A 21964-nucleotide genomic window follows, 5' to 3' on the forward strand; every position below is an offset into this window, starting at 1 on the left:
ACGCGATACGCAATGCCTCGCACGCGCCGCCACCTGCAAACGGTATCGTTACTTCCAAACGCGCTCGGCAATGCGCTTGACCAGAGCGATCTTTGCCCATTGCTCATCCTCGGTCAGCTTGTTGCCAATCTCGCAGCTGGCAAAGCCGCACTGGGGCGACAGGTACAGGTTCTCGAGCGGCACGTACTTTGCGGCTTCGCGGATGCGCTCGACGATGGCGTCCTCGTTCTCGAGCTCTGCCGCCTTGGTGGTTACCAAGCCCAGCACGACCTTCTTGCCGGGAGCGACGTACTTGAGCGGCTCAAAGCCGCCGGCGCGCGGCGTGTCGAACTCCAGATAGAACGCATCGACATTCTCATGTGCGAACAGGTACGGCGCGATGGGATCGTAGCCGCCCTCAAAGGCATAGGTGGAGTGGTAGTTGCCGCGGCACACGTGCGTGTTGACAACCAGATCGTCGGGCTTGCCCTCGATGGCGGCGTTGTTGAGCGCCACGCCCAGCTCGCTTACCTTTTGCAGGTCGACCGGGCTCATGCCGGTTTTGGCGACAAAATCGGTATCGCAGTAGATGCCCCAGGTGCAGTCATCAAACTGGATGTTGCGGCAGCCTGCTGCGTACAGGTCGGCGATCACTGTGCGATAAGCGGCTGCAATGGCGTCGGCAAGTTCCTCATCGGTCTTATAGACAGCGCGCAGGCTCTCCTGCTGCCCATCGCAGCGATCGAGCGTGACCTCAGAGAACGTCTGGATAGGCGCCGGGATGGTCTGGCGTGCAACGTGGGCTTCGCCCTCAAGTGCCTTGACAAACTTAAAGTGCTCGACGAAGGGGTGGCTCTCGCCGCTAATGGGACCGGTTACCACGGCGGTGTCGGCGGTGGTCTCCTCATCGTGGAACATATAGCCCGTACGCGAGGTGCGACGCTCGACGCCGTTCAGCCCCCACATAAAATCGAGGTGCCAGTAGCTGCGGCGAAACTCGCCATCGGTGATGACCTGCAGGCCGGCGGCCTTCTGCTTTGCCACCAAATCGCGAATGGCATCGTCCTCGACAGCCTTAAGCCCCTCGGCATCAAGCGTGCCTGCCGCATAGGCAGCGCGGGCATCCTTTACGGCCTGCGGACGAAGAAAACTGCCGACGATATCGGCGCGAAACGGCGCGTTCAGCGTGGTTAAAGCACTCATAGATATCTCCCTTTGCATTGGTTGCTTTACTGGGACAGAGTATGAGCGCTCATATGGCCATCGTAAAATATACGTTTACAACAGTTTGATATAGATGATTCCTATATCAGTCTGGACTGCCATAAAGAAATTTGACCCGCGCGGAGCACAGCAGCCTAGATATGCTGACGAATCGCGTCGATATAGGCCTGCCCGTAGCGCGTGAGTGTTGTGTTCTTGCGTGTGATAATACCGATCTCCATGTACTCGTCCACATCGAGCGGAATCGAGATGATGCCGGGACCGTTGAGCTCGTGACTGATCACGCCTGAGCATACCGTGTAGCCGTTGAGGCCCATGGCCAGGTTGAACAACGTCGCACGGTCGCGCACGCGGATATTCTTGCGGCGTTCAAAGGTCGAGGTCAGTTCCTCGGAATAATAAAACGAGTTGTAGCTGCCCTGCTCGTAGGATAAAAACGGATAGTCCTCGAGATCTTCGAGCGTCACGCTGGCGTGGTCCGCCAGTGGATGGTCGGCGCATACAAAGACATGCGGCGTGGCGCAGAAAAGCCCCTCGAATACGAGCTCGTTGGCCGCCAGCATGCGCTCGATAACCTCGCGGTTATGCTCGGATAAGTACAGGATGCCCAGTTCGCTTTTCATATGCGCGACGTCCTCGATAATCTCGTGGGTTTGCTCCTCGCGCAGGGTAAAGTCGTAACGCGCGGCATCGAACTCGCGGATCACGTCAACAAACGCGTTAACGGCAAAGGAATAATGCTGGCAACTCACGCTAAAGTGCGGCACCTGCTCGGATGCGCCCTTGTACTTGCCCTCGAGCAGGTCGGCCTGGTCGAGCACCTGACGCGCATAGCCCAAGAAGGTCTCGCCTTCCTCGGACACAACGACGCCCTTGTTAGTGCGCTCAAAGATGTGCACACCCATCTCGTTTTCGAGATCGCGAATCGACGCGGTAATCGAAGGCTGCGACACAAAGAGCCGGCGCGAGGCCTCGGTGATGCTGCCACATTCGGCAACCTTTACAACATATCTGAGCTGCTGAAGCTTCATAGCCTTCTCCCTAGACGTTCGTGACGCCAAAACCCGCCGCGTCCATTTGGCGCATAAACGACGGCATCTCCCCCGTCGCGGCGCAGGCGGCAATCTGATGTAGAGCCCCGGCGACCGCATCATCTGCCGCAGCGCCAATATGCCAGCGCGCGGCAGCCGTGACGGCCTCGTTGGCATTGGCGACTGCAACGGAGTTGGGAACGGCATCGATCATGGGCAGATCGTTATCGGAATCGCCGAATACGGCCACCTCGTCGGGCGTCAGGCCCAAAGCGCGCGCTAGCTCTAACGCAGCGCAGCCCTTGTCCCAATCAGCAGGAAGGATGTCAAACAGGCGCACTCGGTTGTTGGGAAACACAAGCGAGAGTTCCGGCACCCCAGCGGCAACGCGCTCGCGTAGCTCCGCGAGCTCCTCACGCGAACGGGCACTCCAGATATTCGACTTAAACACCGGCGCGTCATCGACGACGGGACGGCACGGGGCCTCTTCGCCTTTGAGCCACGCGGTGCCGCCCGACTCCATAGCGCGACGAACGCGCTCGGGGTCACTCGTCACGCAATAGGAATCGTTGCCCCAAAAGTCATCGCCCAGGCTGTAGACTTTTAGAAATGTATCGTCGGTCTCTTGCTCCAGGTAGTCGGCCAAACGCATCAGAGCATCGTTGTCGATTGCGCGCGAGGTGACTACTTCGCCGTCGACAAACATCACCTGGCCGTTACAGAACGCACCAGTCGAAAAACACTCGGAACGGTTTTTGAACATCCAGCCCATCGCGGACGGCTGACGACCCGAAACCGGGCCAAAGTGCAGACCCGCCGCTTGCATGGCATGAATACCCTCAATGGCGTAGTCGCTGGCGCCATCATGCCCGGCTGGAATCAGCGTATCGTCCATATCGGTCAGCACAAGTTTGATCATAGAGTCCCCCGTCATTTTCACCGTATCCATTGTAACGACCTGTCAATAAGGGACAGGCATATTTGGCAGGTTTTATCTGGGAAAATGCAACGCCCCTGTTGCCATCTGCCAAAATAAACCTGTCCCTTTTTGGCAGGTGCGCTAGTATAGGGAACAACAGATTCGATGCGGGAGTGCCGGCGGTGCAAACCACAAGGCTGAGAGGGCATGGGGCCCAATCCTTTGAACCTGTCAGTTAATGCTGGCGTAGGGAGCATGCCGCCTTTACAGGGGCGCTGTCTATGCACAGCGCCCCTTTTCTATGCCAAGGAGGCATGTGCAGTGATTGATTCGGAACAGCTTAAGCAAAATGTGGTCAAGGCCGTGGAGGAGATTCGCGCCACCAATCCGATGGCCGGCTCCATCACCAACACGGTGACGATCGACTTTGTCGCCAACGCGCAGCTCGCCGTGGGCGGTTCGGCCGCCATGGTCTATCTGCCCGACGAGGGCGAGGCGCTCGTTGCCGGCGGCGGCGCCATCTATCTCAACATGGGCACGCTCTTCCCCATCTACGAACAGACGATTCCCCGCGCGGCCAAGGCGGCACACGACGCCGGCAAGCCCTGGGTGCTCGATCCGGTGGGTCTGGGCATCGGTAGCCTGCGCACCCAGCTGGTAAACGAGCTCAAACAGTACAAGCCCGCCATCGTGCGCGGCAATGCCTCCGAGATCATCGCGCTCGCCGGCCTGTGGGGTCTTGAGGGCGAGGCAGCCGATCTGAGCCGCGTGCGCGGTGTCGATACCACCGACACGGTCGACGCCGCCCGCGGCGCCGCCGTGGCGCTCGCCCGCTACACCGGCGGCGCCGTAGTGGTCTCGGGCGAAGTCGACCTGATTACCGACGGCACGACCGTGGCCAAGTCCCACGGCGGCAGCCCGCTCATGTCCAAGATCACCGGCTGCGGTTGCTCACAGGGCGGCGTGCTGGCCGTGTACGCCTGTGCCGCCGACCCGTTTACGGCAGCCATCTGCGGCACCGCCGTCTACAACGTGGCCGGCACGCGTGCCGCCGCCGTCGCCGATGCCCCGGCAAGCTTTAAGGTCGCCTTTATCGACGAGCTCTATCGCGCAACCGCCCAAGACATCGCCGATAACCAACTCGAGCTCGAGGAGGCATAAGCCATGTCCGAACCCGCAACCAATGCCGGCATGAACACGCTCGTCGCCGTAGCCATCGCCCCATGCGGCACCGGCGACGAGCTGTCCGCCGAGGTCGCCGAGGTCGTGCGCGTCATTCGCGAGAGCGGCCTTCCCAACCGCACCACCTCGATGTTCACCGAGATCGAGGGCGACTGGGACGAGGTCATGCAGGTCGTGCGCGACGCGACCTTTGTGTTGGCGAGCAAGGGCATCCGCACCGAAGTCGTGCTCAAAGCCGATATTCGACCCGGATTTACCGACACCATGACCGGCAAGCTCGAGCGCATGGAAGCACAGATCAAGAAGCAGGAGGAAACACGATGAGCATCCGCGACAACCTTGACATCTCGGCCTATCTGGTACTCGGCCCCGAAAATACGCTCGGTCGCCCCGTGGGCGATGTAGTGGCCCAGGCACTCGACGCAGGCTTTACCTGCATCCAGGTGCGCTCCAAGGTGGCAAATGCCCGCGAGATCATCGCGCTGACGGGCGACGCCGCGCAGGCCATCGCACGCGCCGGCAAGACCGGTCAGGTCGCCTTGCTGATCGACGACCGCCTTGACTGCGTGCTCGCCGCGCGCGAGCAGGGCATTGCGGTCGACGGCGTGCACGTGGGCCAGAGCGATATTCCCGTCGAGGTCTGTCGCAAGCTGCTAGGCCCCGATGCCATCGTGGGCCTTTCCGCCCGCTGCGAGGAGATGCTCGAGTACGTCAAAACCGCCGACATGAGCCTGGTCGACTACCTGGGCATCGGCCCGCTCCACGAGACCGAGACCAAGCGCGACTGCGGACGCGCGGCCGACGGCTCTATCATCACCAAGAGCTTTGAGGACCTGGCCGCACTCCACGCGGCAAGCCCCGTGCCCATCGTGGTGGGTGGCGGCGTCAAGACGGCCGACCTGCCGCAGCTCAAGACCACCGGCGTCGACGGCTTTTTCGTGGTGAGCGCCGTCTGCAGTGCCGACGACCCCCACGCCGCCGCCAAGGAGCTCGTCGACACCTGGCAGCAGGCAGAGGCATAGGCCGAGCAGCTGATTCGCAGCCTCATATCTTCAGCAACGGAAAGCGCATCCCAGTTTGGACCTCCATTCCGGGATGCGCTTTCCGCCGCAGCCCCTACTCCGCCAGATACGCTTCCAGCGCGGGCAGCGTCGCCTCCGCGTCGCGACGGCCGATCTGATAGATGCGCTCGAGCTCATCCGGTTCGCGGCACAGCGACGGCACCTTCACTGATTCACTCGGCCGCACCACAAAGATCTCGCCGGCAGCCTCGCGACGTGCCAGGTCATCGAGCGTGGCATTGTAGACCTCATGCCGATGCTCAAGCGCTGCGACAAACTCCGGGTAGTGACGGAACACGCGCCGCAGCATGGGCATCACGCTGTTGGGCTGCTTTACAAAGCCCGCCGGCTGCGTCAGCACCACCACGTTGCGGTCATACCCCTGCGCAAACAGCCAAGCACTGGGAATGGAATCGGCCACGCCGCCATCCAGATATTTATGCCCGTCAATAACGACAGGACGCGTTGCCACGGGAATAGCAGACGACGCCCGGATCCACTCGATATCGCGCTCGTCACCATACGGCAAATCGTGATAGACCGCCTCGCCCGTCTCGATATCGGTACACACGCACGTAAACCGCATGGGGCAGGCGCGATATGTCTCCAGGTCGATGGGATCGCGCTCGATGGGCACCTCGTGATAGGCAAAATCGGCATTGAACATGTCTCCGGTTCGCAACCAGCTCGTCACGCTCGCATAGCGCTTATCGGCACAATAGGCTTTGTTGTAGCGAATGGCGCGGCCGATCTGCCGCGATTTAAAGTTGTAGCCAAACGCCGCGCCCGCCGAAACGCCCACCATATGGTCGCAGGTCAAACCGTGTTCCATCCAAACGTCGAGCACGCCCGCCGTATACATACCGCGGTAGCCGCCTCCCTCGAGCGCAAGCCCCACCGTGCGCGTCGTATTCGGCTGTGCCATGCGACCATCTCCGTTCCTGCGTTTTAAAACGGGACAAGTATACCCGTCAACATATATCGTCTCAGTCGCATTTTCATCGAACATCGCATCGTCGCGTTACCGTTTGGCGAAAAATATCCGCCTACAGCATGTGCACCCCTATATAATTTTGTACTGTTGTTTATACTACTCAGCAGTTATCAACAGCGAACATTAGCCGGCGAAGTAGCCCAACAACGCAACAAAGCGGGAGCCTGGATACACGCAAAGTGTTGAGCAGCAACGCGTGTGCACAACGAGCTCGCCCGACGCAATCCGCCCCGACCTCAGAAAGCCGCTTACAACATGGACACCGTCAGTAATTACACCGAAACGCTCGAAAAGACCGTCCGTGACCTTCTCGAGCGGCAGGAGGATCTGATCAGGACCGCCTTTACCGACCAGCTTACCGGACTTGGCAACCGCGGCGGCTTTGCCCGTTCCCTCGAAGAGCTCTGGGAGCAGGACATCCCCGTTACCATGGCGTTCATCGATATCGACAATCTCAAGCACTGCAACGACGTCTTTGGGCATGACGAGGGCAACCGCTATATCTTGCAGGTAAGCCTCTATTTCAAGCTGTATATGAAAGTGGACGAGGCGGCGTTTCGCATAGGCGGCGACGAGTTTGCCATCCTATCTACGATTGCGACCGAGGACGACCTCGCCGAACGTCTGAAACACTGCCGAACGATCCTGCTCAAAAACAACGATTCCGAGATGCCCCACTCGTTTAGCTACGGAGTGGCACACGCCGACCCCGCCCTGGGCGAAGCCTCCAATCGTATGACACTCGATGCCGACCATCGCATGTACGACTACAAGCTACGCCATGCCATACACCTTGATCGACGCAATATCACACAAGTCCACGCCGACGACTTCGAAATAAGCGACCGCGTTTTCGATGCCTTTTCGATGCTCAACGAAGGCCGTTATTGCTTTATCGAGAACTTGGACAAGCATCGCACCCTTTGGTCACAAGGCGCCTTGCGCGATCTCGGTCTTCCTTCCGAGCATATAGACAACTGCCACGATTACTGGAAAACGCGTGTCCATCCCGATGACCTTGAGGCCTATACCAACGATATCGACCAAATCTACAACGGCTCCAAACACCGCCGCGTCATGCAGTACCGTATGCGCAATGCCGCGGGCGACTACGTCCTTTGCCGCGCTCGCGGGTTTCGTATCGACGGCGACGGAAATACCCCCTCGCTCTATGTCGGCGAGCTCGTCAACCACTCGCTTGCCGAAACCGTCGACGCCGCTACGGGCCTCGGAACGCAGCGTATGCTGATCAACGCTATCGATGCCTGCCGTCGCGACCGTTGCGAGACGGGGCTTATAGCGGTCCGCGTTCGCGGCACGGCAAAGCTCAACGAGCTCTATGGGGCCGAGGCTGTCGACAACATGCTTGCCGAATACGCAGGCCGCATGTTGTCGATCACCCGCGGCAGGAGTCGCGTCTTCCGCTCACGAAACGCCCAGTTCGTCGTGCTCAGTAACGATTTGGGCCACGAGGCATTCGAGCAACTGACCCATCATCTTAAAGAAGCCGTTTTCGCTCCTGTTCGAATCGCGGACGACACCATTACCCCCGTCTGTCTTGTCGTCCCGGCCTTTTACGAGCACTTAATCAATCAAGCGACCGCTGTTTTAGGCGAACTCGACCGTCGTCTTCGCGCCGCCGGCGGGCTTGTCCCCAACGACAGCCTCCCCATACCCGAGATTGAGCGCAAAAGCGCCGTCGCCGAACGCATCGATACGCTCACGGGCCTCTATCGACCCAGTGAGTTTATGCGGCGCGCTAACGCATTTCTCGAGGCAAGGCGCGACGGCACCTGGTGCATCGCCACCGTCGACATGGGGCACATGCGGCTGTTCAACGAATGGCACGGACAGGCCGAGGGCGACCGCATGCTCGCCGATGTGGGCACGGTTCTCAAGGACATCGAGAATGCCGACATGGGCGTCGCAGGGTACTGGGGCCAAGATGACTTTTGCGTACTCATCCCCTTTAAGCACATCACCGTCCATCAAATCTACAGCCGCGTTCGCGAGGCAGTAGCCAGGCATGATGACGGCGTAGGTTTCTGGCCGTCCATGGGCGTTTACCCCATCGACTCCAATGAGGAAATCACCATCGATGCGCAGGCAAAGGCCATGTTTACCAATCGGCGCGCGGAAACCGACTTTAAGGATCGCATCGCCGTCTTTCGCCCCGAGGAATACAAGCGCGAGGTGGCGTTTCACCGCACCCTCACCGAGTTCCAGTATGCACTCTCAAACGACCGCATCACCTACTACCTGCAGCCCCAGGTTGATATGGAAACCGGCGAGATCATTGGCGCCGAGGCGCTCACGCGCTGGATTGACAAAGATGGATCATTGATTCCACCTGCGTCCTTTATCCCCGCACTCGAGGAAAGCGGCTTTGTGGTGACGCTCGACAAGTACATTTGGCAGGGTGTCGCCTCGTGGCTGCGCGGGCGCATCGATCGAGGACTTCGCGTGGTTCCAGTCTCGCTTAATGTGTCGCGCGTGGATATCCTTGCCTGCGACGTTGCCGAACATATGGGGGCGCTCGCCGCCCAATACAACCTACCGCCCGAGCTCATGCGTATCGAGATCACCGAGACGGCTTATACGGGGGAGTCCGAGGCCGTGGACAAACTGACAGCCGACCTGCACACCCGCGGCTTCTCGACCTATATGGACGATTTTGGCACCGGCCAGTCCACGCTCGCGATGCTCAAGAACGTCAACGTCGACGTCATCAAGCTCGACCGCACCTTTGTGCCCACCGACCGCGATCAAGGCCGCAGCGCGCAGATCGTGTCATCGATGCTCGAGATGGCGCAGTCGCTCCATCTGCCCGTCGTGGTCGAAGGCGTCGAGACAAATGAGCAGGCGAACATGCTACGACAGATGGGCGCCCGCTACGCTCAGGGCTTCCTCTACTACCGCCCCATGCCGGCGAAGGATTTTGAGGCATTGTTCGATGGTGGCAAAAACAACTGATACGCTCGCGCGCAAAACACCACCGTCTAGGGGAGCATTTGTCCCCATTGGCTAACTCATATCCCCAATTCAAACCGAATTGGGGATATGATACGGAGCATCCTGTCACCCAAGGAGGTTATCCATCATGAACGAGTCGTATCGCCTGGGCGAGCAATCAATCATTGCCCATCTTCAGCGACTCGCGAACGGGGCCTCAACCGCCGAGCTCGATGTCGCGGCGCTGCCCACGGAGTTGCGCGCCGTCGGCGAGCAACTGCAGAAAACGCTCGCCGTCTTGCAACAAGAACGCCAGCTGCTTGAGCGCAGCGCCTATATCGATTCGCTCACCAATCTTGGCAACCGTGGTGGACTCGACCACCATGTCGATCAGCTCTGGCTCAAAGGCACTCCCTTCACCTGCGCCTATATTGACATCGATCACCTTAAGCACTGCAACGATAAGTTTGGCCACGCCGAAGGCAACCGCTACATTCTGGGCATCTGCCGCGCGCTCACCGAGGCAATGGAGCACGATGAAATGCTGTTCCGTATCGGTGGAGACGAATTTGTACTCGTGTCCCCCACGACAGGCGAAGCCGAGCTCGAGCAGCGCTTGGAGCGGACACGCACCGATCTTGTCGAGGCAACATCGGACGGCAAGGCGCCCATGATCGCCAGTTTTAGTTTTGGTTGCTCGCATGTCGACCCGCTTGCAGGCGATACGCGTCGCCAGATGACGATGGATGCCGATCGCAAAATGTATCGCTACAAGCTCATGCACCGCGTGCAGCAACCGAAAGAAGACAACGCGCCGATGCGGCCGATTGCCGATCAACTTCCCTGCAACGACCGCGTGTTCCAGGCGATCTCCATGAGCTCCGAGACACGCTATCCGTTTATCCTCAACCTCGATACCGGCGAATCGCAATGGTCGGTTAATGCCGTACGCGATTTTGGCCTGCCCTCCCAGCACCCTTACAACTCGCTCGACATGTGGCTTGCCCGCGTTCACCCCGAGGACCGCGACAACGTACGCGCCGAGCTCGACATGGTGATAAACGGCACGTGGCACTTCCACTACATGCAGTACCGCGTTATGGATGCTACCGGAGCGTACGCGCTTTGCGACTGCACGGGCTACCGCTTGGACGGCACCGATACCGAGCCTAACATGTACGTGGGCATTATCATCAACCGAAGCCTGGCAGATACGACCGACTCGGTAACGGGCCTGGGCGATGTCCACGCCCTGGTCAGCGCCATTGGCGAAATGCGCCGCGTGGCGCGCGAGGCAGGCTTTATTGCCATTAAGGTTGACGATATCGCCGAGGTCAACGCCCGCTTTGGCTTTGATGCGGGCGACCGCGTGCTCGCCGAAAGCGCAGCCTGCCTCATGGATTGTTCGCGCGGCAAGGGTCGCCTGTTCCGCTCAACGGGGCCAACGTTCGTGGCACTCTTCGATGAGCTCGGCCCCGAGGCAATCGACGAGATCGCAAGCGACATCGAACGGTTCCTGGGCTCTCCCGTGCTCATCGGCTCGCTTGAATATCAGCCGCCCATTCGTGTGGCGACGCTTCATCTGGACAGCGTCGACCGACAGCCCGTTTCCATTTTGAACGAGCTCAAAGCGCTGCTTAAAGAGGCAGTACAGGTACCGGGCACCAAGCTGGACTAGCGTCGTGGGGCGCGACGTGAAACACAAGCCGTTTCGCATCGCGCCCCACGCCATCCGCCCTCTCGTGCGATAATCCTCCGCAGAAGTCACCGACAGCAGAGGGAGTTTGTGATGAAGGTTCTTTTAGTCAACGGTAGCCCCAAGGCAAACGGAAATACCGCTCGCGCGCTCGCCGAAGTCGCCGAGCAGCTTAAAGCCGAGGGTATCGATAGCGAGGTATTCCAACTGGGTGCCAAGCCCATTCGCGACTGCATTGGCTGTGGCCAGTGCGGCAAGCTCGATTGCCGCTGTACCTTTGACGACGACGTGGTGAACGAGCTGATCGCTGCCGCCGAGCAGGCAGATGGCTTTGTCTTTGGCTCCCCCGTCTACTATGCGCATCCCAGCGGACGCATCCTTTCGGCCCTCGATCGAGCCTTCTATGCAGGCGGCCATGCCTTTGAGCACAAACCCGGCGCCGCGGTCGCGGTCGCCCGTCGCGGCGGCACGTCGACCACGTTCGATGTGCTCAACAAGTACTTCACCATTAAGCAAATGCCCGTGGTTGCTTCCACATACTGGAACAACGTGTTTGGCCGCGTGCCCGGCGACGCCGATGGGGATGCCGAGGGCCTTGCCACCATGCGAAACATCGGCAAAAACATGGCTTGGCTCCTGCGCTGCATCGAGGCAGGACGCGCCGCCGGTATCAACGCGCCCGAGGCCGATCGCGCAACGACCAACTTCATCAGGTAGAACGGCGGAGCATGAATATCCAGATTTTTGGCACCAAGAAGTCCTTCGATACCAAGAAAGCACAGCGCTTCTTTAAGGAGCGCCGCATTAAGGTGCAGTTTATTGACCTTAAGGAAAAGGAGATGAGCAAAGGCGAGCTCACGAGCGTGATGCAGGCGGTCGGCGGCATCGACAAGCTGCTCAACCCCAAGGCCAAGGACGAGGAGACCCTCGCGCTCATCCAGCACCTCACCCCTAGCCAGCGCTTCGACAAGTTACTCGAAAACCAGCAGGTTCTAGCCGAGCCCATCGTGCGCAACGGCAAAAAGGCCACCGTCAGTTATTGCCCCGATGTATGGGGAGCCTGGGAGTAGCCTGTGTTATTTGCCGGCGCGTGGGTATAAGAGCAGGCGTTTGGCATAAGATTCAACTGTAAGCCATGTCTAACAAAGGAGGGCATATGCCCAACAAACCCGTGAAGATCATCATGCTTACCGGATACCTCGGTGCCGGCAAGACCACGCTGCTCAACCACATCCTCGCTAACGACGGCGGCATCCGCGCCGCCGTGATCGTCAACGATATCGGCGAGATCAACGTCGACGCCAGCCTCATCGCCGACGGCGGCCTTTCCGAGACCGACGACCTCATCCCGCTCACCAACGGCTGCATCTGTTGCACGCTTTCGGACGACCTTGCCAACCAGCTGCAGGGCATCGCCGATTCGGGCAAGTTCGACTACATCATCATCGAGGCATCGGGCATTTGCGAGCCCATCCCCATCGCCTACACCATCTCGAGCTTCTGCGACGAGGCCAAGGTGGGCGGCGAGCCCAAGCTCGCACTCGATAACATCGTGGCCGTGGTCGACTGCGCCCGCATGTATGACGAGTTCAACGGCGGCCGCGACCTGCTGGCCGAGGATATCGACGAGGACGACATCGAGAGCCTGCTCATCCAGCAGATTGAATTCTGCTCCACGCTCATCCTCAACAAGACCGATACCGTGAGCCCTGAGCAGATCGCCGAGCTCAAGGCCATCGTGCGCAGCCTGCAGAAGGACGCCGTGATCGTCGAGGCTCAAAACGGCGAGGTTCCCATGGAGGAGCTGCTCGACACCGACCGCTTCGACTTTATGCGCGCCTACAACTCCGCCGCTTGGATCGAGGCCATGGAGCATCCCGAGGAGCACGAGGACCCCGAGGTGCTCGAGTACGACATCGAGACCTTTGTGTACTCGCGCCGCAAGCCGTTTGACCTGCAGAAGTTCACCGATTTTGTTGAGCAGGAGTGGCCCGACGAGGTCATTCGCGTCAAGGGTCCGCTGTGGCAGACCGGCGATCCGGACATGTGCTACATGTTCGAGCAGGCCGGCCACCAGATGCGTCTGATGGAGAACGGCCTGTTCGTTGACTCCGCGCCCGAGGGCGAGAAGCAGAAGATCATCGACGAGAACCCCGAGATCATGCAAATTTGGGACGACGAGACGGGCGACCGCATGACGAGCCTGTGCATCATCGGCCGTCACATGGACAAGGATGCGCTCGTCGCCTCCCTCGATGCCTGCCTGACTGACTGGCACCGCGCCTAGGTTTATCCAAGCGGGCATTTTTCCGCTACGTAACCGTCAAACCACCACGAAGGTGCCTGTCCCCTTCGTGGTGGTTTTTCGTTCTGAGCCAAGGAGATTCATGTTCAACATTGTGCTGTATGCGCCCGAGATTCCAGCCAATACGGGCAATATCGGCCGCACCTGCGTGGTTACCGGCGCCCGCCTGCATCTGGTCGAGCCGCTGGGCTTTTCGCTCGACGACAAGACGGTACGTCGCGCCGGCCTGGGCTACTGGCAAAACTTGGACGTGACGTCCTATGCCGGCTGGGAGGATTTCCTTGCGCGCAACGGCCTCTCCCCTGCCGACGAGCGCCTGCATCTGCTGACCAAAAAGGCACGCCGCACCTATGCGCAAAGCACCTACCGCGACGGCGACTACTTGGTCTTTGGCAGCGAGAGCTCGGGCATTCCCGAGCCACTGCTTGCCGCGGCGCCCGAGCGCTGCGAGCGCATCCCCATGCTGCGCGATTGTGATTCGCTCGAAAACGCCGACGCCTGGGAGGCCCATGAGGAGTCGCTCGGGCACACCGAGGACAGCCACGAGGCCATCCTTCAACAGGATATCTGCGGCAACTTCGTCAACCCGGACGACTACCGCATCAGCGCACTCAACCTCTCCAACAGCGCCGCCATCGTCCTCTATGAGGCTCTGCGCCAAACAGGCTTTCCGGGAATGTGACAAAGGAACTGTCCCTTTGTCACATTCGGTTATAGGTAGCGGCCGGTGATGCTTGCGGGGCAGGCCACGATGTCGCCCGGCGTGCCGGCGCAGACGATTTGCCCGCCCGCGTCACCGCCGCCCGGGCCCATGTCGATCACATAGTCGGCGTTGCGGATAAGGTCGAGGTCGTGTTCGATCACGACAACTGTGGCGCCCTTGGCGACGAGGCCGTCGAACACACTCAGCAGCACCTGAACATCGAGCGGGTGCAGGCCAATTGTGGGTTCGTCGAACACGAATACGGCATCATCCTGCACGCGGCCCATCTCACTCGCGAGCTTAAGACGCTGCGCCTCGCCGCCCGAGAGCGCCGGCGTGGGCTCGCCGAGCGTGAGATAACCCAAGCCCAGGTCGTGCAGGGTCTGTAAGCGCGCCTGAACTTTCTTGAGCCCCACCGTAGCGTCGAGGGCCTCGTCCACACTCATGTCCATGAGCCGCGGCAACGTAAGCAGGCTCCCGTCCTTGCCCTCGCGATGGATATGCGAGGCCGCGTCTGCATAGCGTGAGCCGCGACATGACGGGCAGACGATCTCGACATCGGGCAAAAACTGCACGTCGAGCGATACCGAACCCGTGCCATCGCACGTAGGGCAGCGCAAGGCGCCGGTGTTGTAGCTAAAGGCGCCCGCCTTGTATCCCGCCGCCTTAGCCTCGGGCGTGCGGGCGAAGGCGCGACGCAGCTCATCATGGATGTCGGCATAAGTTGCCACCGTCGAGCGCACGTTGGCGCCGATAGGCGTAGCATCAATCAGATTTGCACGGGCAATGCCCTCGGCGTCGATCCAGCGCACATGGCTTGGCAGGCGCTCGCCAGTTGCCTGAGCCTTGAGCGCCGGGATGAGCGTCTCGAGCACCAACGTCGTCTTACCCGAACCCGAAACGCCCGTCACCGCGACCAAGCGACCGCGCGGGATATCGACTTCGAGCGGTTTGACGGTATGGATGGCATCGGTCGCCATGCGGATATGGCCCCGGTCGAACATTTCGTCGTCAGCCACCTGCGGCCGCAAGCGCTTGGGCTCCGAGCGCAAAAACGGGGCGATGCGGCTGTCCTGCGATTGCTCGACCTCATCCACCGTACCGGCGGCGATCACATTGCCGCCGCCTGCTCCGGCAACGGGGCCCATCTCGACCAGATAGTCGGCTTCCGCCAGTACGCGCGTGTCGTGGTCGACAACGACCACGGTGTTGCCGTCATCCACCAAATCGCGCATCACGCCTACCAGGCCGTCGACATTGGCAGGATGCAAGCCAATCGAGGGCTCGTCCAGCACATAGAGCACGCCCGTCGATCGGTTACGCACCACGCGGGCGAGCTGCACGCGCTGACGCTCGCCCGTGGAGAGCGTGGCACCGGCGCGGTCGAGTGAAAGGTAATCGAGGCCCAGATCGACCAGTCGACGGGCCGTGCTCAAAAACGAATCGCAGATATCCGTCGCCATGGGCTGCATCTCGGCCGGCAAGGATGCGGGCACCCCGCGCACCCACTCAATCGCCTCACCCAGCGTCATAGCCGCGGCCTGCGCCAGATTGATACCGCGCACCTGGGGATGGCGTGCGGCCTCGGAGAGACGCGTGCCGCCACAGTCACGGCATGGCCCCTCGCGCAAAAAGCGCGCCACGCGCTTGAGGCCCTTGTCGTCCTTAACCTTGGCGAGCGCATTCTCGACGGTATAGACAGCGTTGTAATAGGTAAAATCGAGCGGCGTGGCGCCCTCGCCGTTTTTGGGAACGTAGAGAATGTGCTTTTTAACCGCCGGACCGTGGAACACGATGTCGCGCTCTTGAGGCGTGAGCTGGTTAAACGGCACGTCGGTGCGCACGCCCATCTCGCCGGCTACCTGCTTCATCAGATCCCACATGAGCGTACCCCAGGGAAGCACCGCGCCTTCGTTGATGGTCTTTGACTCGTCGGGCACCAGGCTCGCTTCGTCCACCTCGCGCATGACACCGGTGCCGCCGCAGGTAGGGCACGCACCGCCGCTGTTAAAGGCAAGGTCCTCGGCACTCGGCGCGTAGAACTCGCGGCCGCATGCGGGGCACGTGAGCGACAGGCCCGCAGCCACGTTAAGGCTCGGCTCCACACGCGCCCCGCAATGTGGGCACACGTGATGGGCACAGCGGCTAAAGAGCAAACGCAGACTGTTGTTGAGCTCGGTCATGGTACCAAAGGTCGAGCGCACGCCTGGCACACTGGGACGCTGATGCAACGCGAGTGCCGCCGGTACGTGCAATACCTCGTCCACCTGGGCGTGCTCGGCCTGCGTCAGGCGACGTCGAGTATAGGTGCTGAGCGCCTCCAGGTAACGGCGCGAGCCCTCGGCATAAAGAACTCCCAGCGCCAGCGAGCTCTTGCCCGAGCCCGACACGCCGGCAATGCCCACGAGCCTCCCCAGCGGAATATCGATATCGATGTCCTTGAGATTGTGGACACGTGCACCGCGCACCTCGATAGCCTGCGGGCTCATCTTCTGTTCCGTCACCTTTATCACCCTACTCATGCCATAAAACGCGGTCGCGGATATACTCGCCCAGCATGGGCACGGTAAACCGCACAAGGCCGTATCCGGCGGCCTCGATGACGCGCTCGCGAATCAGGCTTGCGCGATATTTACTCGCCCAGCTCTGGGTACGGTCGCAGCGCTCAATGATATCCGCCGTGCGCGTCGGCTTGTCCTCGTCAACCGCCATAGCCTCGATAAAGAGGCGCTGAGGGCTGCGCAGACCGTAATACAGAGGTGCGTCAACCGCTTCGTAGAACTCGGAGACGGCATCCGCATGGCCATTCTCGACATCGCGCCTTTCGATGACCTGCGAGCCACGCCGGACAGCAGACCGCCACATGTAATAGCCCACCAGCTGAACCATATAGGGATGCCCCATGCTCTTGCGCGCCGCAAGGTCCGCCGTCTCCGCGTCAACGTAAAGACCAGCGTCTTTGACCGTCTGGATATACGAATCGCGCACTTTGGGCAAAGATATTGCCCCCAACGTACGCTGCTGGGCACGCCGCAAAAACGTCACGCTCGGCTCTTCGAGCAGATCGTCAACCATACTGGGCAAGCCGGCGAACGCCAGCGCAAGACCGCGCTGGTCGCTATCGGGCAAGCCCGTGGCATCCTGGTCTCCGAGCACCTGCTGATAGAGGACGGCAAGAGCCGCCAGTTCCTCGATAGACACCGATTGTGCCTCGTCAATCGCAAACAAGACGCCCTTGCCCGGACCGAGCTTCTTGAGACGCTCGTTGACCAGCCCTCGCAATGTCTCGCCTTTTGCCCGCGCCGCCTCGACCGACATCCGGCCAAACGACGGCCCAAACTCCATTGACGTCACAACGGGTTTATTCGAGCGAAGCGCGTCGGCCAAGCGGTCGCACAAACCAAGCGAAGCGGAATCGGAGACAACCGCCCATCCGCGCTCGCTGGCTAGACGTTGCAGCTCCCGCAGGAGAACCGTTTTGCCACAGCCGCGGTTTCCCGTAATGAGCATGAGCCTGCCCGGCGCTCCGGCGCCGTTGTCGAGCCCTTCCTCAAAATCTTCGATGACCGACTCGCGACCGATGAGTATCGGAGGCCGCTTACCAGCTGTGGGCTTAAAGGGATTTGGATTCATATCGGCCTCCTCGGATTGGCAAACCCTGGTAACAGTTATACCAACTTATACTGAGTTATACCAATAGCATGTGACAAAGGGGCTGTCCCTTTGTCACATGTGGCCGAAAAACTCGGCGTCTGCCGCTCGCCAGGGACGGAAGGTGGCGGGATCGATCTTTACGTGCGCTGCGGCGGGCACGTCATACCATTTGACCGTGTAGCCGGCGCCATGAGAGCAAAAGACCGAGTCGGGTGTGTTGGGCAGATCAGCCTCGGGCTCATAGGCGGCCATCTCGATTACGCGCTCGGCATCATGACAGGACGCGTACCCGGCGAACTCAAGGTACAGATGTCCGCGACCGCTCGTGTAGGCAGCCACCTCCAGCGCATAATCCTGCACCTCGGATGCCGGCACGCGACCCACAAGCTTCGCCCGGTCTCCCGCCATCGTCGGCGGCTCGTACTCGGCACCCATGCGCGTGGCATCCGAGAGCGCCCGGCCCACGCACTCCCCCGGCACCTCGAGCTCAAAGTGGTACCACGGCTCCAGCAGCACGGCTGCGCCGGCCTCACGCGCCTGCATGAGTCCTTGGCGAATCGCACGGTACGTGGCCTGACGAAAATCACCGCCCTCGGTGTGTTTGGCATGCGCACGGCCGCCCGTGAGCGTAATGCGCACATCGGTGATGGGCGAGCCGGTCAGCACGCCCAGGTGATCGCGCTCCATGGCGTTGGTGAGTGCCAAACGCTGCCAGTTAAGATCGAGCTCGTCGGTCGAGGTCACGGTGCCAAACTGCACGCCCGAACCTGCTGGCAACGGCTCCAGGCGCAGATGTACCTCGGCATAGTGGCGCAGCGGCTCAAAGTGGCCCACGCCCTCGACCGGCTGCGAGATCGTCTCCTTATAGAGAATGCCGCCGGGCTCAAACCCAACCGTAAGATCAAAGCGATCAGCCAACACCCGCTGCACGACCTCGAGTTGCACGGCGCCCATCAGCTGCAAATGAATCTGCTCAAGATGCGTATTCCAGCTTACGCCGAGCATGGGATCTTCGTCCGCCAGCTCAGTCAGTGCTTTGAACACCGCGTGGACATCGTGTTCGCCCGGAAGCACCGTATAGGTGAGGACCGGCGCAATGACGGGCGCATCGCCTGCGGGCTCCGCGCCCAAGGCGTCCCCCGGGCGAACGTGCGCAAGACCCGTCACGGCACAAATACCGCCAGCAGCAACTTCTTGGGCAAGCTCATACTTCTCGCCGTTATAGATGCGTACTTGATCGACCTTCTGCTCCCATGCCTCGGCACCGGAACGTCCGTCAATCATCTGCTTGGCGTGCAGCGTGCCGCCGGTCACTTTAACCCAAGCCAAACGCTCGCCGCGATCCCCGCGGCTGACACGATAGACGCGCGCGGCAAACTCCGGGAGCCACGCCTGCTCACGCATCAGCGCGCATATGCCATCCAGCAGCTCGTCAACGCCTTGGTCCTTGAGCGCCGAGCCAGCAAAGCAGGGAAAGAGCTTGCGCTCGGCAACCATGCGCGACAGCGTTGCGACAGAAAGCTCACCCGCTTCAAGAAACTCCTCGAGCGCCGCCTCGTCCAACGCGGCAGCGTCCTCCTGAACGGCACCGCCCGCCAGCAGTTCGCTGGCATCCAGGCAGCCTTCGGAAAGACGCTGCCCAAGCTGTCCCAGCAAAACATCACGGCCGGGATTCTCCAAATCGATCTTGTTGATATAGATAAACGTCGGGATGTCATAGCGCGCAAGCAGGCGCCACAGGGTTTCGGTGTGCCCCTGCACGCCATCGTTGGCGCCCACAACCAAAATCGCATAGTCGAGCGCGCGCAGCGTGCGCTCCGCCTCGGCAGAAAAATCGACATGCCCTGGTGCATCCACGAGCATGACGTGGGTATCGCCGTGGTCGAGCACGGCCTGCGACGAGAAGATCGTAATGCCGCGCTCGCGCTCGATCGCGTTCGTATCCAGATGCGAATCGCCATCGTCCACGCGACCGCGCTTGCGAATGCGACCCGCGTTGAACAGCATGGCCTCGGCCAGCGTGGTCTTGCCGGCATCGACATGCGCCAAGATTCCAACGACCGCTTGCTTCGACATGGCTCTCCTCTTATTGCAAGCCCATCGCACGCGGCAATGGGCATCCTCGTTCCACACTGGATGATACAATTTACGGGCCGGCGGGCGAAGCGGGCCCTATTCCCCGACCGAGCTCATCGCCCCGCGTTGCCGCGCGGCGATTTTCGTAGGTTCGCGCCTTGCGAAAGCCGGCACCTCCCCTTTTTGTCTGCCCGGACTCATCTGGGGCAGTAACAACGCGAGCCTCACAACGACGCGTTTTACCAAAAATGACCCCACCCGGGGCCATTTCATTTAGATGGAGTGTTGGCATGCGCCTGGGCGCTTATGCCTCGCGCAGCCAGTCAAACGCAATGCGCGGTGTGCCGTCCGACACATGCACGACGCCGACACGCTCGAACCCCGCCTTGGCGATGGCGCCCTGCATAGGCAGGTTGTCTTGGTGTGTGTCGATACGCAGATGGCCGATGCGTTCCTTGGCAAAGGCAAACATCGCAGCCGCGATACCGTGCGCGGTGCCGTCGGACGCCACACGGTGCAGCACGGCGTACGGAGTGTCGCTGCGCCATTGCCCGTCCTCAATTACGTCATAGCACTCGTCCGGGCCCGGTAAAAAGGCAAACGTCGCCACCACGCGACCGTCGACTTCGCACACATAGCTGCCACCAGCGGCAATATCGGCAGCCAGTTGCTCGGCAGAAGGCGTGCCCTCGGGCCACTGCGTGGCGTTGCCATGCGCGCGCATAAAGGCGCGGGCCGTGTCATAGATAGCCATGACGGCGGGAATGTCGGTATCGAGGGTTTTTCTGATCATCACGCGGCGACCTCACGTTTATTGGTATCACTTTGATTGAGCAATGATACCAGCGTTTGGAGAGGGGCGCGAAGCGGATGGGAAGCAAGAAGCGAGCCGCCTGGTCAAAGGCCAAAAGCGAGTTTTTGGGCGCTGCCACCGGCGGCGATATGAGCGACCTGTTTGCGCGCGAGGACGAGCGCCGCGACGCCCTGGACGCCGAGCGCGACGAGGCGTGGCGCTACAAGTCGTGCGAACGCAAAAACCGTTACGACACACGCGCCGAGGCCGAGGCAGTTATGGCCGACTGCGAAAACCGCGGGCGGCGCGGCCTTGCCTGCTACAAATGCGAATACTGCGGCGGCTGGCATCTGACGTCGCACCCCTGGAAATAGGCCCTGCATCGGCACGGCGCCGGCGAAGCGCCGGCCATCGCACGCAAGCTACGGGCGCGGCGGCACCAAAACATCGTAGCGAACGGCCTTGCCCGCAAGCTGATAGCTCGGCTTAACGCCGGCAAGCAGCGGCCCCTTCACCGGACGCTTGATAACGACCTTGCGCGGCCGCACCGCAAGCGCCGCTTCGACCAGCGTCTCCTCATCGGCACACGGCTGTTCCAGATGATGCAAGAGTTGGAACTTCTTTTTCACCGCCGCGCTCTTGGTGCGCTCGGGAAACATGGGGTCCAGATATACCACGTCAGGAGCGGTGAGCTCGCCCCGCCCGATCAGCTCAGCTGTATGGCGAAGGCCGGCAATGCTGTCCTCGCCCGCATGCAAGCGCATGTGCGACACGGTAGCCGCAAGCGCCGAATCATCTGCCGCACGATCCAAGGCATCCTTGAGGAGCGCCGCGATCACGCAATCCTGTTCATACAGATCGACGGTAAAGCCCGCGGCAGCCAGCAGCAGCGAGTCCTCGCCAAAGCCTGCCGTGGCATCAATCGCCCATGGTTGCTCGATGCCTTTTGTGCGCGCAGCCTTCACCAGTAGCTCTTGCTGCAAACGGCCCTGCTTGAGCCGTGGAAGCATGCGGCCAAAATCGGCTCGTAACTCCATCGAGCCATCGGTGAGCGTGAGGCCCTCGGGTGTCCTGGTTAACTCGAGCCCTGCCGCCCGAGCAACAGAAAAGGGATCGACGACGCCCATGGACACTCCTTAGCAAACAAAACGAATACATGGGCGCCATTCATGTCGGCACCCAACCGTCCGTTATTGTCCCACATGCGACATGGTCCACAGCATCCCAATGCAAAGCACCGCCATCAATCCCGTGCACACGGCAGCGATCACAGAATCACCCATGCGCCTTCCCAACGACCGCGGTTCACGCACTTGCTCTGGTCCGTACATCATGGCTCCTCCTTAGACTCACTTCTTATCACGGCCTCATCATCGCAGCGCCGCACATGAGCTG

At 60.8% G+C, this 21964-nt stretch carries 19 protein-coding genes and 1 riboswitch; of the genes, 10 read left to right on the forward strand and 9 right to left on the reverse strand.

What is annotated here, in order from left to right:
- Positions 1–48: 48 nt before the first annotated feature.
- The 3 genes from ACEG18_RS06895 to ACEG18_RS06905 form a co-directional block, all read right to left on the reverse strand.
- On the reverse strand, positions 49–1182 hold the full coding sequence (locus tag ACEG18_RS06895) for a 5-methyltetrahydropteroyltriglutamate--homocysteine S-methyltransferase (protein ID WP_372541933.1): 1134 nt from the start codon (positions 1180–1182) through the stop codon (positions 49–51).
- Between the two features lie 155 nt (positions 1183–1337).
- A complete protein-coding gene (locus ACEG18_RS06900; protein ID WP_372541934.1) occupies positions 1338–2234 on the reverse strand; it encodes a LysR family transcriptional regulator in 897 nt (298 codons plus the stop codon).
- 10 nt (positions 2235–2244) lie between these two features.
- A complete protein-coding gene (locus ACEG18_RS06905; protein WP_372541935.1) occupies positions 2245–3153 on the reverse strand; it encodes an HAD-IIB family hydrolase in 909 nt (302 codons plus the stop codon).
- Positions 3154–3312: 159 nt separating this feature from the next.
- A riboswitch (TPP riboswitch) is annotated at positions 3313–3423 on the forward strand.
- Between the two features lie 51 nt (positions 3424–3474).
- Between ACEG18_RS06905 and thiM the strand changes: the two genes are divergently transcribed.
- From thiM to ACEG18_RS06920, 3 genes are read left to right on the forward strand one after another with little or no spacing between them, the layout of a single operon-like run.
- Positions 3475–4314 (forward strand): hydroxyethylthiazole kinase, encoded by an 840-nt coding sequence (gene thiM, locus ACEG18_RS06910; RefSeq protein ID WP_372541937.1) that lies wholly within the window; start codon positions 3475–3477, stop codon positions 4312–4314.
- Positions 4315–4317: 3 nt separating this feature from the next.
- Entirely contained in the window at positions 4318–4659 is a 342-nt protein-coding gene (locus ACEG18_RS06915; RefSeq protein ID WP_372541939.1) for a thiamine-binding protein, read from the forward strand.
- Positions 4656–5357, forward strand: a complete 702-nt coding sequence (locus ACEG18_RS06920; protein WP_372541940.1) for a thiamine phosphate synthase — start codon at positions 4656–4658, stop codon at positions 5355–5357. The genes ACEG18_RS06915 and ACEG18_RS06920 overlap by 4 nt, the downstream gene beginning before the upstream one ends.
- Before the next feature lie 94 nt (positions 5358–5451).
- On the opposite strand, the gene ACEG18_RS06925 is transcribed toward ACEG18_RS06920, so the two are convergent.
- Positions 5452–6321 (reverse strand): patatin-like phospholipase family protein, encoded by an 870-nt coding sequence (locus tag ACEG18_RS06925; protein WP_372541942.1) that lies wholly within the window; start codon positions 6319–6321, stop codon positions 5452–5454.
- Between the two features lie 324 nt (positions 6322–6645).
- Here ACEG18_RS06925 and ACEG18_RS06930 point away from each other — a divergent pair, with 324 nt between their 5' ends.
- The 6 genes from ACEG18_RS06930 to ACEG18_RS06955 all read left to right on the forward strand — a co-directional run bounded on the left by ACEG18_RS06930 (position 6646) and on the right by ACEG18_RS06955 (position 14025).
- On the forward strand, positions 6646–9363 hold the full coding sequence (locus ACEG18_RS06930; protein WP_372541943.1) for a bifunctional diguanylate cyclase/phosphodiesterase: 2718 nt from the start codon (positions 6646–6648) through the stop codon (positions 9361–9363).
- Between the two features lie 127 nt (positions 9364–9490).
- Positions 9491–11020 (forward strand): diguanylate cyclase domain-containing protein, encoded by a 1530-nt coding sequence (locus ACEG18_RS06935; RefSeq protein WP_372541945.1) that lies wholly within the window; start codon positions 9491–9493, stop codon positions 11018–11020.
- 111 nt (positions 11021–11131) lie between these two features.
- Entirely contained in the window at positions 11132–11755 is a 624-nt protein-coding gene (locus ACEG18_RS06940) for a flavodoxin family protein (RefSeq protein ID WP_372541947.1), read from the forward strand.
- Between the two features lie 11 nt (positions 11756–11766).
- Entirely contained in the window at positions 11767–12108 is a 342-nt protein-coding gene (locus ACEG18_RS06945; RefSeq protein ID WP_372541948.1) for an arsenate reductase family protein, read from the forward strand.
- Positions 12109–12194: 86 nt separating this feature from the next.
- Positions 12195–13325 (forward strand): CobW family GTP-binding protein, encoded by a 1131-nt coding sequence (locus ACEG18_RS06950; RefSeq protein WP_372541949.1) that lies wholly within the window; start codon positions 12195–12197, stop codon positions 13323–13325.
- Between the two features lie 100 nt (positions 13326–13425).
- The gene (locus ACEG18_RS06955) at positions 13426–14025 is read left to right on the forward strand and encodes a tRNA (cytidine(34)-2'-O)-methyltransferase (protein WP_372541950.1); all 600 of its coding nucleotides are present in this window, start codon (positions 13426–13428) and stop codon (positions 14023–14025) included.
- 29 nt (positions 14026–14054) lie between these two features.
- Here ACEG18_RS06955 and ACEG18_RS06960 read toward each other — a convergent pair whose 3' ends face one another.
- The 4 genes from ACEG18_RS06960 to ACEG18_RS06975 form a co-directional block, all read right to left on the reverse strand.
- The gene (locus ACEG18_RS06960) at positions 14055–16568 is read right to left on the reverse strand and encodes an excinuclease ABC subunit UvrA (protein WP_443803740.1); all 2514 of its coding nucleotides are present in this window, start codon (positions 16566–16568) and stop codon (positions 14055–14057) included.
- Positions 16561–17679: a DUF8462 domain-containing protein gene (locus ACEG18_RS06965; protein ID WP_089572898.1), complete on the reverse strand. Its 1119-nt coding sequence runs from the start codon at positions 17677–17679 to the stop codon at positions 16561–16563. Before ACEG18_RS06965 ends, ACEG18_RS06960 begins: the two co-directional genes overlap by 8 nt.
- A 93-nt stretch (positions 17680–17772) precedes the next feature.
- Positions 17773–19776, reverse strand: a complete 2004-nt coding sequence (locus ACEG18_RS06970) for a GTP-binding protein (protein WP_372541954.1) — start codon at positions 19774–19776, stop codon at positions 17773–17775.
- Between the two features lie 304 nt (positions 19777–20080).
- The gene (locus ACEG18_RS06975; RefSeq protein WP_372541955.1) at positions 20081–20569 is read right to left on the reverse strand and encodes a GNAT family N-acetyltransferase; all 489 of its coding nucleotides are present in this window, start codon (positions 20567–20569) and stop codon (positions 20081–20083) included.
- Positions 20570–20646: 77 nt separating this feature from the next.
- Here ACEG18_RS06975 and ACEG18_RS06980 point away from each other — a divergent pair, with 77 nt between their 5' ends.
- On the forward strand, positions 20647–20943 hold the full coding sequence (locus ACEG18_RS06980; protein WP_055310006.1) for a hypothetical protein: 297 nt from the start codon (positions 20647–20649) through the stop codon (positions 20941–20943).
- Between the two features lie 48 nt (positions 20944–20991).
- Here the strand turns inward: ACEG18_RS06980 and ACEG18_RS06985 are convergent, their stop codons facing one another.
- Positions 20992–21696, reverse strand: coding sequence for a class I SAM-dependent methyltransferase (locus ACEG18_RS06985; RefSeq protein ID WP_372541957.1), 705 nt, complete (start codon positions 21694–21696; stop codon positions 20992–20994).
- Positions 21697–21964 lie beyond the last annotated feature (268 nt).

This window comes from Collinsella aerofaciens, assembly GCF_041537385.1.
GTDB classification, from domain to species: Bacteria; Actinomycetota; Coriobacteriia; order Coriobacteriales; family Coriobacteriaceae; genus Collinsella; species Collinsella aerofaciens_BV.